The following is a 12952-nucleotide window of genomic DNA, read 5'->3' as shown; positions in this document are numbered from 1 at the left end:
GCTGAAGAGAACGAGCAATCTATCGTCTTTGAAGGGGTGGAGTTCATGATTAGTCAACTTTCCTGGAAAGTTGGAGGACAGCAAGGTGAAGGGATTGACAGTACGGGCGAGATTTTCGCGATTGCGCTGAACCGTCTCGGGTATTACTTGTATGGTTACCGCCATTTTTCTTCCCGCATTAAAGGTGGTCATACGAATAACAAGATTCGCGTAAGCACAAAGCCGCTGGGCGGAATTTCGGACAACCTCGATATTCTCGTGGCATTTGACCAAGAGACAATCGATGTGAATAGCCCGGAGCTTCGTAAAGGCGGCGTTATCATTGGAGATGCCAAGTTCAATCCGAAAGCGCCTGAAGGAGCGGACGTTCGTCTGTTCTCTGTACCTTTTACTGAGATTGCCGAGGAACTCGGAACGTCTCTTATGAAAAACATGGTAGCGATTGGTGCTTCCAGTGCCCTTTTAGGCCTGCCGGCTGAATCCTTCACAGAAGTGGTGGAAGAGTTGTTTGGTAAGAAAGGTCAAAAAGTGGTTGAGAAAAATATGGAGGCAATCGCACGCGGTGCCGAGTATGTAAATAAAGAAGCAGGCGGTCCGATTGAAGACCTGCGTTTAGAAGCCGCAGATGGCAAGAAGCGCATGTTCATGATCGGAAATGACGCTATCGCAATGGGTGCACTTGCCGCAGGTTGCCGCTTCATGCCGGCTTATCCTATTACTCCGGCTTCCGAGGTAATGGAATATCTGGTTAAGAAGCTGCCTGAATTCGGTGGTACCGTCATTCAAACTGAGGATGAAATTGCTGCCGTAACGATGGCTATCGGTGCTAACTACGGTGGTGTTCGTACATTAACTGCTTCTGCAGGTCCTGGTCTTTCTCTGATGGCCGAAGCGATTGGGCTTGCAGGTATTACAGAAACACCGCTCGTTGTTGTTAATACGCAGCGTGGTGGTCCATCCACAGGGATGCCGACCAAACAAGAGCAATCTGACGTAAACGCAATGATTTATAATACACATGGTGAAATTCCGAAAGTGGTACTGGCACCAAGTACGGCAGAAGAAGCATTTTATGATGCGGTAGAAGCATTCAATATTGCGGAAGAGTACCAAGTCCCTGTCATCTTGTTGACAGACTTACAGCTGTCTCTTGGTAAGCAGACAGTAGAGCCGCTTGATCAGAGCCGCGTAGAAATCCGTCGTGGTAAATACATGGGCGGACAGGAGCTTCCAGAAACTGAAGGCGAAATGTTCAAGCGCTATGAAGTAACAGAAGACGGTATTTCGCCACGTGTTATTCCAGGACAAAAACACGGAATTCATCACGTGACAGGCGTTGAGCATACAGATACGGGACGTCCGACAGAGGACCCGGTTATCCGTGTGAAACAAATGGATAAACGTCTGCGTAAGCTTGATAATTTAAAAGTGGATACGCCGGTATACAAAGATGCTCCGCATGAAGAAGCGGATTTGCTTGTTGTAGCTATGGGCGGTATTCGTGGTGCGATTTCTGAAGCAAAAGAACGTCTTGTTGCTGAAGGCGTAAAAGTAAATCAGGCTCATGTTCGTTTGATTCATCCATTCCCTGCAGCCGAAATGAAGGAACTGATGGAGAAAGCGAAAAAAGTAGTCGTTATCGAGCACAATGCAACAGGTCAATTGACAGACCAGCTCAAACTGCACGTAGGAATGGCCGAGAAAATCAACAGTGTTCTGAAGTATGATGGTAATCCATTCCTCCCTGGCGAAATCTACAATAAATGCAAGGAGCTGTTGTAAGATGGCAACATTTAAAGATTTCCGCAATAGTGTTAAACCAAACTGGTGTCCAGGATGCGGCGACTTCTCTGTACAAGCAGCGATTCAGCGCGCCGCAGCAAGCGTAGGACTTGAACCTGAAAATCTCGCCGTTGTCTCTGGTATTGGATGTTCCGGTCGTATCTCCGGTTATATCAATGCATATGGTGTACACGGTATTCACGGACGTTCGCTTCCGATTGCGCAAGGTCTGAAAATGGCAAACCGTGAACTAACAGTTATCGCATCTGGTGGTGACGGAGACGGTTTTGCAATTGGCATGAGTCATACCATCCATGCGATTCGTCGCAACATGGATATCACATATATTGTTATGGACAACCAAATTTACGGCCTGACAAAAGGGCAAACATCTCCGCGTTCGGCTGAAGGCTTCGTAACGAAGTCTACACCGAAAGGCTCCATCGAGCCGTCCATGAAGCCGCTTGAGCTAGCGCTTGCAGCTGGTGCAACTTTCGTGGCGCAAACGATGTCCAGCGATTTGAAAGGCATGACCAGCTTAATTGAGCAAGGTCTGCAACATAAAGGATTCTCGCTTATCAACGTATTCAGCCCGTGCGTTACATTTAACAAAGTAAATACGTACGACTGGTTCAAAGAGCATGTGAAGAATCTGAGCGACGTGGAAGGCTACGATGCGCATGACCGCATTGCAGCAATGCGTGTGCTGATGGAAACAGATGGTCTGGTGAACGGTCTGATTTACCAAAACAAAGACCGTGATTCATACGAAAGCATGGTTGCTGGCTTCAAAGAGGAAGGACTTGTAAAACAAGACCTGACAATCGAAGAAGCGAAATTCCAAAAGCTTATGGCTGAATTTATGTAAGCAAACAATACAGGCACCGATTGCCATATGGCAATCGGTGTTTTTTTATGGATAAGAAAGTAGGTGTCGCTGTAAAGTAAGAACGAGCCTGTCTATTTTCTTACTGCAAAAAAACGCCAATCTTCTGCTATTATGTCTATATGTACGAAAAACCGACCGAAGGGAAGGGAAGAATATGAAGCTTACTGTATTGGGTTACCAATCACCAGCTCCAGGCCCGGGAGGTGCGACTCCTGGCTATTTATTGGAAACCGCACAGGGGAAAATTTTAATTGATTGCGGTAGTGGTGTTTATGCGCAGTTGATGAAACACATTCGAATCGAAGAACTGACGGCCGTTGTATTGTCTCATTATCATCATGACCATATTTGCGATATGCTGATTCTGCAGTACGGCGTCATGATGGCCGAAATTTTTGGAAAGCGGAGCGGAGCGATGCCGGTATTTGGACCAGCAGAACCACAAGATTGGGCGAAGAAAATGAATTATCAAAAGCATACACAGCTTCATACAGTCAAGGAAAGCGATACGTTAACCATTGCGGGCGTTGAATTTACTTTCCTGCGAACGGATCATCCTCTTCTCTGTTATGCAATGAAAATTACAGATGGCAAGAAAACGATTGTATATGGAGCAGATACAGGGCCGGAAACGAATTGGCATGGCTTTGCTGATGGATGTGATTTATTTATTTGCGAAGGTACGTTCACTGAAGCCTATGTGCCTAATGGCAAACGAGGGCATTTATCGGCACGGGAAGCCGCGCAAACGGCACAACGTCTTGGGGTTAAACAGCTCTTGATTACTCATCTGTCACCAGATATTGATCGCACCTCTTATGAGAAAGAAGCGGCTGGTGGCGGTTTTACGGGGCTCTGGCAACTTGCGGATATTGGACAGGTGATTGAGCTGTGAGTGTGAATAATACAGATAAAAAAGTCCGATTGCCACGCATAACGGAGATGGCGCACCGGCTATTGGCGGAACGGGTAAGAGCAGGCGACACGGTCATTGACGCGACCGCTGGCAATGGGCATGATACGTTATTTCTTGCAGAATTGGTCGGCGATACAGGACGGGTACACGCATATGATGTACAGAGTTCGGCTATCCGGGCTACAGAAGTACGCCTGGAATCCGTTGGATATAAGGACAGGGTAGAGCTGCATCATGCTTCCCATACGGATATTGCCGAACGGGAAGAACCGATTCAGGCAGCTATTTTCAATTTGGGATATTTGCCTGGCTCGGATAAACAAATTATTACACAGGCAGATTCTACACTTGAAGCTGTTCAATCCGCACTCTCGCGCCTTATGTCGGGTGGTATAGTCTTGCTTGTTGTCTATGTGGGGCATGCAGGAGGGGAGAAGGAAGCGGAAGCGTTGGAACGCTATGCACGAACACTTTCTACCCATGAATATCTTGTGTTGAAATATGAATACATCAATCCAGATAACCGTCCACCTTATATTTTGGCCATTGAGAAAAAATAATACATAGCAAAGAGGGGAGCGCATGCGCGCGCCCCTCATTTATTTTATGCCCGGTTCCCTGGTAGACCCGCTTTCTGTTGAAAAGGTACTTTGATGTTTTTAAAGCCGGCATTATGCGGAGTTGGTTGATGATCTTGCGTATGTGCTTCCCGGGCGCGCGGTTTTCCGGGTGGCTTGTACAACTCCGTAGCAAATTCGGCACGAGCAAAGTCCCGTTTGTTGTGGAAAATGTCATGGTTATTTGGCATTATGGTCACCTCCAGGTTTTTTCGGGGCGTATGTGTAGTATATCCGCATGGAGAAGTCGCATGGGTGTTAATATTTTCATCGCTTAGCTAATAAGCGGCAAGAACAAAACATATACCGAAACTTTAACTTTGATTTTTGTTTGTATTTTTTTTGGTTGAAACATTGCAATTAAATGGGTATAATTGCCTAGTAAGATATTATTGGCAAACATAGGCATCAAAGAAGAACAGTAGGAATCTAAGGCTCAAGGAGGAAAGAAAATGAGCAAACGTATTTTGATAGTAGATGACGCATCTTTTATGCGAATGATGATTAAAGGCTTTTTGACGAAGCATGGATATACGGTAGCCGATGAAGCAGCCAACGGCGCGGAAGCAGTAGAGAAGTACAAGCAGGTTTCCCCTGACCTTGTTACGATGGATATTACCATGCCGGAGATGGATGGTATTGAAGCGGTAAAAGCTATTCGTCAGATGGACCCGAATGCAAAGATTATTATGTGTTCTGCCATGGGACAGCAAAACATGGTCGTACAGGCGATTCAGGCTGGTGCCCGTGATTTTATCGTTAAACCGTTTCAGGAAGATCGGGTAATTGAAGCCATCAAAAAAGTTCTTGCGTAACAATATAGTGTAGGGAGATGGGGAGGCATGCAGGCAAGTCAGATTAATGCGATTTTATCCGGCACGCGTGGCGTATTGGAAAATCATTTGGGCATGCAGGTGATGCCGGGCAAGCCATCGATGCAGATGAATCCGATATTTTCCGGGCAAGTATCTGTCATTGTAGGTATGACGGGCACGCTGAAGGTGGACCTGATTCTTGGCATGACACAGGAATCGGTCTGTGCCATTATTGGTAAAATGTTTGGTGGTATGGAAGTGCAAGAAATCGATGATATGGGCTGGAGTGCATTTTCCGAATTTGGAAACTGGGTGGGAGCAGCCTGTTGTACGGAATTAATAAATAACGGATATGATGTGAACATCACTCCGCCGATTATTAATGAAGGTGAGAGCAAGTTCCGTTCTGTACATAAGTTTATCAGCATTCCGTTTCAAGTAGAAGAGAATGAAATTATGGTGCATATCAGTGCGCAGCAAGCATAGAAAACGAGCCGCCAGTCAGGCGGCTTTTTTGATGATCAGGAAAGAAAAACTTGCGAGGTGTTGTCAAGCATTGTCTTTCATAGCAGACCGTTCCCTTTTTTGCCGAAAAAGGACGAGTAAAGTCCGCACGTTGTTCTTAGGATTAAGCATAGTGTACTTAATTTAACAAAGTATAAAGTACTAAAATACTGCGTATATATGAAAAAGAATAAACATTCCTTTGTTTGCGCTTGTTGACTTTTCCTTTGTTTTTAAAGCCACAGTTCTGTATAATTTTTATCGTATTCTACTATTATTTTTTGGAGGTTCGTATGACACAAGGAGTAAAAAATAATGCATCTTCTTCCGTGGACTTAAAATCCGCTCCGAAGAAGGAGAAAGACTATAGTCAATATTTTGTTGGCACGGCGCCAAGCATGAAAGATGCAAAGAAGCGGACGAAAAACGGCATCGCATACAACGAGTTTGAGGGCATAGCCGACGACTTGCGGGAATTAGGTAAAGGTCGTACGTTCTTGATTCGGACATACGGCTGTCAAGCCAATGAGCATGATACAGAAACGATTACCGGTTTGCTGCAGGCGATGAGCTTCGAGGCAACAGAAGATGAGAGAGAAGCGGATGTTATTCTGTTTAATACATGTGCTATCCGTGAGAACGCGGAGGACAAAGTTTTCGGCGAATTAGGTCGTTTAAAGCACCTTAAAAAAGAAAAGCCGGAGCTCGTTCTTGGCGTATGCGGCTGTATGTCGCAGGAAGAGGCGGTAGTTAACCGTATTCTTAAGAGCTACCAGCATGTCGATTTGATTTTTGGTACGCATAATATTCATCGCTTACCTGTACTGGTGCGGGATGCGTTCTTCAACAAGGAGATGGTTGTTGAAGTATGGTCGAAAGAAGGCGATGTAGTAGAGAATGTGCCGAAAGTTCGAAAAGAAGGGTTACGTGCGTGGGTAAACATTATGTATGGCTGTGATAAGTTCTGTACGTATTGTATTGTACCTTATACACGTGGTAAGGAACGCAGCCGCCGTCCAGAAGACGTTATCGCCGAGGTGCGCGATTTAGCTCGTCAAGGGTATAAAGAGATTTTCTTGCTTGGTCAGAATGTGAATGCATATGGTAAGGATTTCACGGATATAGAGTATGGCTTTGGTGATTTGATGGATGAAGTCCGGAAAATTGATGTGCCACGTATTCGTTTTACGACAAGCCATCCGCGTGATTTTGATGATCATTTAATTGAAGTACTTGCGAAGAAGGGCAATCTGGTGGAGCATATCCATCTTCCGGTACAATCCGGAAACAGTGAAGTTCTTAAGAAAATGGCTCGCAAGTATACGCGTGAACACTATCTTGAGTTAGTGCGCAAAATTAAGGAAGCGATTCCGGATGTCGTGCTGACTACAGATATTATCGTCGGTTTCCCGGGAGAGACGGAAGAGCAATTCCAGGAAACCCTGTCGCTTGTGGAAGAAGTAGGTTTTGATTCCGCCTATACGTTCATTTATTCACCGCGTCACGGTACACCAGCCGCCGGTATGGAAGACAATGTGAGCGAGCAAGAGAAAAAAGACCGTCTACAGAGGCTTATTGCACTGGTGAATCGATTAGGACGTGAAAAGAATGAAGCGTTACGAGGCCAAGTGCTTGAGTTATTAGTAGAGGGACCAAGCAAAAATAATCCAGAGATGATGACTGGACGTACGCGAACTAACAAAATTGTGCATTTTAAAGGTTCGGAAGACTGTATTGGCCAACTTATTCATGTTAAAATAACAGAGCCGCAAACGTGGACATTATACGGTGAAGTGGTAGCCAAAGTAGAGGTGTAATGCTGATGGAAGAGAAGCAGGAACGTACATTTGATTATTCGTCCATTATAGGGCAGGCCAAAGAACTAGCCACACTAATCGCGAACTCGGAAGAGGTAGAGCGTTTCAAGCAGGCCGAGAAAAAAATCAGCGCCAATGCCCGGGTGCAAGAATTAATCGCCAAGATTAAACAAAAACAGAAACAAATTGTTAAACTTGAGCACAGCCGCCGTTATGAAGAGGTCCCGGTACTTGAACAGGAAATCGATACGCTGCAGGACGAACTTGATTCGATCCCGATTGTGCTTGAGTTCAAACAGACACAGCAGGATATTAACGAATTGTTGCAGATGGTTACGAGTGTTATCGCCAACAAAGTGTCCGAGAATATTATTGTCTCTACCGGCGGTGACCCGTTGTACAATGAGACCGGATATCCGAAGGCGAGGCCTGAAGGCGTAAGTGGCTGCGGAAGCAGCGGTTGCGGGAACTAACGACGTAAAAAGACAGTAGAAAAAAAAGAAGGATAAAGAATCAAAAAGGCGGGAACGTTTGTTTCCTGCCTTTTTTATGTATAAGAAAGTTTTTATTTGAAATCAAGCGCGTGTCTTCGTAGTGCTTATACTTTATACCCAAGCACCCCAGGCGCTTGCCCTGCATATTTATGGATTATCAGTTGTGGTGCTGATCAGGGCGATATAGGCGGCTTGTAGCACTTTATGTTGCACCCGTGATGGTTGCCCTGCATACAAATGTAGGGAAACGTTGTATGGAGGAGGTAACAACATGTCGAGTACAAATAAAGAGAAGCAGGCTCGGGAAATCGTCACCAAAGCTGTTTGTGGCCGGGGACGTAAGTTTTCCGAAGCCACCCATACCGTTACCCCATCCCACAAAACGGTCACTATCCTGGGGGCTTGGGTAATTAACCACACATACCGGGCCGACAAGGTAGGCGAGACAGTCGAGGTGAGCGGAACGTACGAAATCAACATCTGGTATTCCTACAACAACAACACAGAGACCACCGTGTTGAAGGATACCGCTAAGTTTGTCGAAATCGTTCCTCTTTCTTACTATGACCCGAATTTACGTGGAGATGTGGAAGTAACGGCGCGTGTAACGCAGGAACCGAACTGTGTAGAAGCCAAGATAAGACCTGGCGGTGGAATCGTAGTTACGGTAGAACGCGAATACGCGGTAGAAATCGTCGGAGAGACGAAGCTGTGGGTCTTGGTTTGCGATGCTTGCAGTGATGAAGAAAAGGACGATGTCTTTACTGACGATTTTGAGGAGCTGGACGATTTCGCAGACCTTGATCCAGACTCCTTCCTGGATTAACGGCACGTGCGGAACGATAACCGTGGGAGGGAACATCCTCCCTTTTTCTTTTTTGCCTATTTTATAGGAAAGGAAGCTGGAGTATGACTTGTTTTCTGCTGTACGGTCAAGCGAATGTTCCCGATGCACCCTTGCTTGAGCTATGGCCTGGAAAGTCAGGCCCCTTTGTAACTGAGCGGCCGGATTTCGTAGTGCAATGGGGCGAAGCAGGGCTTTCCGCTTGCGAGCGACATACAGTGGTACTAAACGGAAAGGAAGCGTTAAAGAATGCCACAGATTCCACGATTACAGCCAAAATGCTCGCTGATAGCGGAATTCCCCATAGTATTGCTGACACGTCTGCTACTGCCACGATTCGCCGCTATATCGCGATTGTGTTTCAACAGGATATGATTAGCCTATATCGTTCGTCCGGACGTCGTCTCTGGTTGAATAACCGTGTTAAAGAAGGAGAGGACAGGTACGAAGAGATAGAAGTTGAACAGAAAATGAGAGAAATGCGCCGCCTCAAACAATATGCAATACAGAGTGTGCACACATTGGGGCTGGATTTTGCGGCTGTTTATTTAGGTGTTGACATGCAAGGAACGATGCGGGTACTTAACATTGCGCCCACTTTCCGGATGACCCGCATGTTGGCCCGGAAATTTATTTCTCACCTCGAAAATTTCCGCCGAGAGTACAGCGCATCTGATGTACCTATTATGTTAGGAACCGATATAGAATTCATACTCCGTAATCGGACAGGAAAATTGGTGCTGGCTTCCGATTGTTTTCCGAAAGAAGGGCGAGTTGGTTGTGACCGTGTCTGTGTACGGGGCGATGAGACAAAGGAGCTACTTCCGTTAGCGGAGCTACGACCTGATCCTGCAGCCGATGCGAGAGATTTGTTTCGCAATTTGTACCGTACGATGATGGCAGGTATCCGAAAAACCGGTTCACCGCATATCGAATGGGTAGCGGGTGGTATGCCTTTGACCGGGTATCCAATGGGCGGGCATATCCACTTCAGTGGTCCTGTACCAAATGCGCAATGGTTGCGCGCCTTGGACGGATATTTGGCACTCTCTGTATTTATGCTGGAAAGTCCACGTTCGCTTGCCCGCAGACCGCGCTATGGACAACTAGGGGATATGCGATATCAATTCCATGGTGGATTTGAATACCGGACATTGCCGAGCTTCCTTGTGTCTCCTAAAGTAACACGTGGTGTGCTAGCATTAAGTCACCTGATCGCTGTGTCATACCGGGGACTTCGAACACTGCCGTTCCTGGACCCGGAGATGCACCATGCTTTTTATCATGGCGATCGTGATACAGTGGCACCGCTCGTGCCTCGCTTGTGGGATGAATTGCGTGAAACGGAAATGTATGCGCACTACGCTACGTATTTGGATCCGTTTGCACAGCAAGTTTTATCCCGGACTCAGTGGGATGAATATTCGGATATCCGTCCTGCCTGGAAGCTGCCACCGTTTCAGCCGGAGACGACTGTTTTCCGTCGAGCGTATGAACACAGTATGCTATAATGAAAGAAGAGAAAACGCAAGCACAGGAGAGAAGAAACGTTATGAAATATACCCCCATGATCCAGCAATACCTCGCAATCAAAGCCCAGTACCAAGATGCTTTTTTATTCTTTCGGTTGGGCGATTTCTATGAGCTTTTCTTTGAGGACGCGCTGACTGCGTCGCGGGAATTGGAGATTACGTTGACCGGACGCGAAGGGGGCGGCGAAGAACGCATTCCGATGTGCGGCGTGCCGCACCATTCGGTGGATGCATACATTGCCCAGTTAATCGAGAAAGGCTATAAGGTTGCAATTTGTGAACAGGTAGAAGACCCAAAGCAAGCTAAAGGCGTAGTGCGCAGGGAAGTAACCCGTGTTATTACACCAGGTACGGTAATGGAAGGCAAGCTTCTGCAAGATAAAGAAAATAATTATTTGCTTTCAGCGCTTATGGGCGACTCGGCGTTTGCGCTTGCCGCATGCGATATTTCTACCGGCGAATTTCATGTAACGGAAGTGCCGACCAAATCGCAACTGTTCGATGAGATTATGCAGTACCGCCCGTCAGAACTTGTGCTGCTTACCGGAGAAGAAACGCCAGAAGATGAAGAGTTATCTGAACAGTTGGCTTTGTATTCCATAGTTGTAACGAAGCGTTCCGTGGATATAGATATGCAGGAAGATTCACAAGCTGGATTTACCGCGCTGTTCAGTGATGTGAAGAGTGGACGGGAGAGCACTCCGACAATGCTTGCGGCGTCACGTGGCCTATTGTCGTATCTAAAAGAGACCCAGAAGCGGTCGCTTGATCATTTGCATCGGGTGAATTTGTATGAAGCGGCTGCTTTTATGGTGCTCGATCAATTTACACGACGCAATCTTGAATTGGTAGAAACCATTCGGGAAAAATCGAAGAAAGGCTCGCTGCTGTGGCTATTGGACCAGACGGTGACCGCTATGGGTGGAAGGCTTTTACGCCGCTGGATTGACAAGCCGCTTCTTAGTAGAAAGGAGATTGAACGTCGCCAGGAAGCAGTACAAGCGCTTCTGGATGGGTGGCTGGCACGAGATGAACTGCGCACCTGCCTAAAGGACGTGTATGACCTGGAACGTTTAGCGGGACGTATCGCATATGGTACGGCAAGCCCACGGGACTTAGTGCAGCTGAAATCTTCGTTACGAGCAATACCGATGCTTAAACGCACACTTCGCGAATTGGCGGGAGATTCGGGAGCGCTGCGGGATGTGGCAGGCCGATTGGACCCTTGCCTAGATATTATTGATATTATTGAGACAGGTATTGTTGATGACCCGCCGATCGCCATCAAAGAAGGCGGGTTAATTAAAGAAGGCTACCACGATTATTTGGACAAGCTGCGTACAGCCAGCCGTGAAGGCAAGCAATGGATTGCCGGGTTGGAACAGCAGGAGCGGCAAGTGACGGGTATTCGTTCTCTAAAGGTCGGATATAACAAAGTATTCGGTTATTATATTGAAGTTACCAAAGCGAATCTCGCCGCGTTGCCGGAGGGACGCTATGAGCGCAAGCAAACACTGGCTAATGCCGAGCGCTTTATTACACCAGAGCTGAAAGAAAAGGAAGCACTCATTCTGGAAGCGGAAGAAAAACGTTCGGAGCTGGAATACCAGTTGTTTGTAGAAATTCGAGAAAAAATCGCGCATCAGGTGAAAAGGTTACAGGCGTTGGCTATGCAGGTAGCGACGGTAGACGTGCTTCAGTCGTTTGCCACTGTGGCCCAGGATAATCGATATGTGAAGCCGGAGATATTAGCAGACGGGCAGCTTGTCATTCAGGACGGCCGTCACCCTGTTGTAGAAGCGGTGCTGCGTGGCGAGCCCTTTGTACCGAATGACACCGAGCTTGGGACCGACCAGCAAATCTTGTTGATTACCGGTCCGAATATGGCTGGGAAAAGCACATACATGCGTCAGGTCGCGCTTATCGTCATCATGGCACAGATAGGTAGCTTCGTACCGGCAGAATTCGTGCAAATAACGCCGGTCGACCGCATTTTCACCCGGATTGGAGCCGCGGATGATTTGGTGGGTGGTCAGAGTACGTTTATGGTTGAGATGAAGGAGATTGAAGTTACGTTGTCGAATGCAGGTGAGCGCAGTCTCGTCATCATTGATGAACTTGGCCGAGGAACCTCGACTTCGGAAGGAATGTCCATCGCACAAGCCGTTATCGAGTACCTGCACAATGATATTGGCTGTAAGACACTCGTCTCCACCCATTATCATGAATTGTCCCATCTTGAAGCAACGCTTGGTTGTCTGAAAAACTTCCATATGGCCGTTAATGAAACGGAGGACAATGTTATTTTCCTGCGTAAGCTCATTCACGGTCCGGCGGATAAGAGCTATGGTATTTATTGTGCTCAAATTGCAGGGCTGCCTCCACGCATCATTGAACGGGCCAACCAACTGCTGGACGAATATGAAGGAGCAGTAGCGCGGGAGGTTATGTCAGAGGGTGAGGATCTGCGTTTGCCAGAGGGAAGTTCCTCGGTAGCGGAACCGCAGCTTGATCTCGTACAAGAACCTGTACCAGCTAGTGCAGTCAAGATAGTGGAGGAAATCGAACAGCTCGATCTTTTTGGCGAACCGGTTCGTTCTGTTCAAGAGAAAAGGACGGAGCGACCTGTAGCTAACAAGACGGAAGAAAAGGCATTGAAAAAATTGCGTGAAGCGGATTTATTGAATATGACGCCGATGCAGGCGATGAACTTTTTGTTTGAATTAAAGCAGCATATGTAAT

The 12952-nt window shown here is 46.9% G+C and carries 12 protein-coding genes; 11 read left to right on the top strand and 1 reads right to left on the bottom strand.

All coding sequences use genetic code 11. The features are described 5' to 3' along the window. The first annotated feature begins 45 nt into the window (after nt 1-45). From AF333_RS23400 to AF333_RS23385, 4 genes are all read left to right on the top strand, one after another. Nucleotides 46-1782: a 2-oxoacid:acceptor oxidoreductase subunit alpha gene (locus AF333_RS23400; RefSeq protein WP_043068261.1), complete on the top strand. Its 1737-nt coding sequence runs from the start codon at nt 46-48 to the stop codon at nt 1780-1782. A gap of 1 nt (nt 1783) precedes the next feature. Next, nucleotides 1784-2650, top strand: coding sequence for a 2-oxoacid:ferredoxin oxidoreductase subunit beta (locus AF333_RS23395; protein ID WP_043067859.1), 867 nt, complete (start codon nt 1784-1786; stop codon nt 2648-2650). 175 nt (nt 2651-2825) lie between these two features. Beyond that, a complete protein-coding gene (locus AF333_RS23390) occupies nt 2826-3566 on the top strand; it encodes an MBL fold metallo-hydrolase (RefSeq protein ID WP_043067858.1) in 741 nt (246 codons plus the stop codon). Next, a complete protein-coding gene (locus AF333_RS23385; protein WP_235356702.1) occupies nt 3563-4147 on the top strand; it encodes a class I SAM-dependent methyltransferase in 585 nt (194 codons plus the stop codon). The genes AF333_RS23390 and AF333_RS23385 overlap by 4 nt, the downstream gene beginning before the upstream one ends. 44 nt (nt 4148-4191) lie before the next feature. On the opposite strand, the gene AF333_RS23380 is transcribed toward AF333_RS23385, so the two are convergent. After that, nucleotides 4192-4395, bottom strand: coding sequence for a hypothetical protein (locus tag AF333_RS23380; RefSeq protein WP_043067857.1), 204 nt, complete (start codon nt 4393-4395; stop codon nt 4192-4194). A gap of 261 nt (nt 4396-4656) precedes the next feature. Between AF333_RS23380 and AF333_RS23375 the strand changes: the two genes are divergently transcribed. From AF333_RS23375 to mutS, 7 genes are all read left to right on the top strand, one after another. Then, nucleotides 4657-5019, top strand: coding sequence for a response regulator (locus AF333_RS23375; RefSeq protein WP_043067856.1), 363 nt, complete (start codon nt 4657-4659; stop codon nt 5017-5019). Nucleotides 5020-5046: 27 nt separating this feature from the next. Next, nucleotides 5047-5505 (top strand): chemotaxis protein CheX, encoded by a 459-nt coding sequence (locus AF333_RS23370; protein ID WP_043067855.1) that lies wholly within the window; start codon nt 5047-5049, stop codon nt 5503-5505. 311 nt (nt 5506-5816) lie between these two features. Continuing rightward, entirely contained in the window at nt 5817-7340 is a 1524-nt protein-coding gene (gene miaB, locus AF333_RS23365) for a tRNA (N6-isopentenyl adenosine(37)-C2)-methylthiotransferase MiaB (protein ID WP_043067854.1), read from the top strand. Between the two features lie 5 nt (nt 7341-7345). Continuing rightward, nucleotides 7346-7813 carry a RicAFT regulatory complex protein RicA family protein gene (locus tag AF333_RS23360; RefSeq protein ID WP_043068259.1) on the top strand — a complete coding sequence of 156 codons (468 nt, stop codon included), beginning with the start codon at nt 7346-7348 and terminating at the stop codon, nt 7811-7813. A gap of 292 nt (nt 7814-8105) precedes the next feature. Then, complete coding sequence (gene cotE / locus AF333_RS23355; RefSeq protein WP_043067853.1) at nt 8106-8660, top strand: outer spore coat protein CotE; 555 nt, start codon at nt 8106-8108, stop codon at nt 8658-8660. 83 nt (nt 8661-8743) lie between these two features. Continuing rightward, nucleotides 8744-10189: a putative amidoligase domain-containing protein gene (locus AF333_RS23350; protein WP_052812329.1), complete on the top strand. Its 1446-nt coding sequence runs from the start codon at nt 8744-8746 to the stop codon at nt 10187-10189. A 41-nt stretch (nt 10190-10230) separates the two neighbouring features. Then, entirely contained in the window at nt 10231-12951 is a 2721-nt protein-coding gene (mutS, locus tag AF333_RS23345; RefSeq protein WP_235356701.1) for a DNA mismatch repair protein MutS, read from the top strand. The last annotated feature ends 1 nt before the right edge of the window (nt 12952 follow it).

The sequence above is a fragment of the Aneurinibacillus migulanus genome, from assembly GCF_001274715.1.
GTDB lineage: Bacteria > Bacillota > Bacilli > Aneurinibacillales > Aneurinibacillaceae > Aneurinibacillus > Aneurinibacillus migulanus.
The sequence above is the reverse complement of the archived record's forward strand: the minus strand, read 5'-3'. Positions and strand labels throughout refer to the sequence as shown.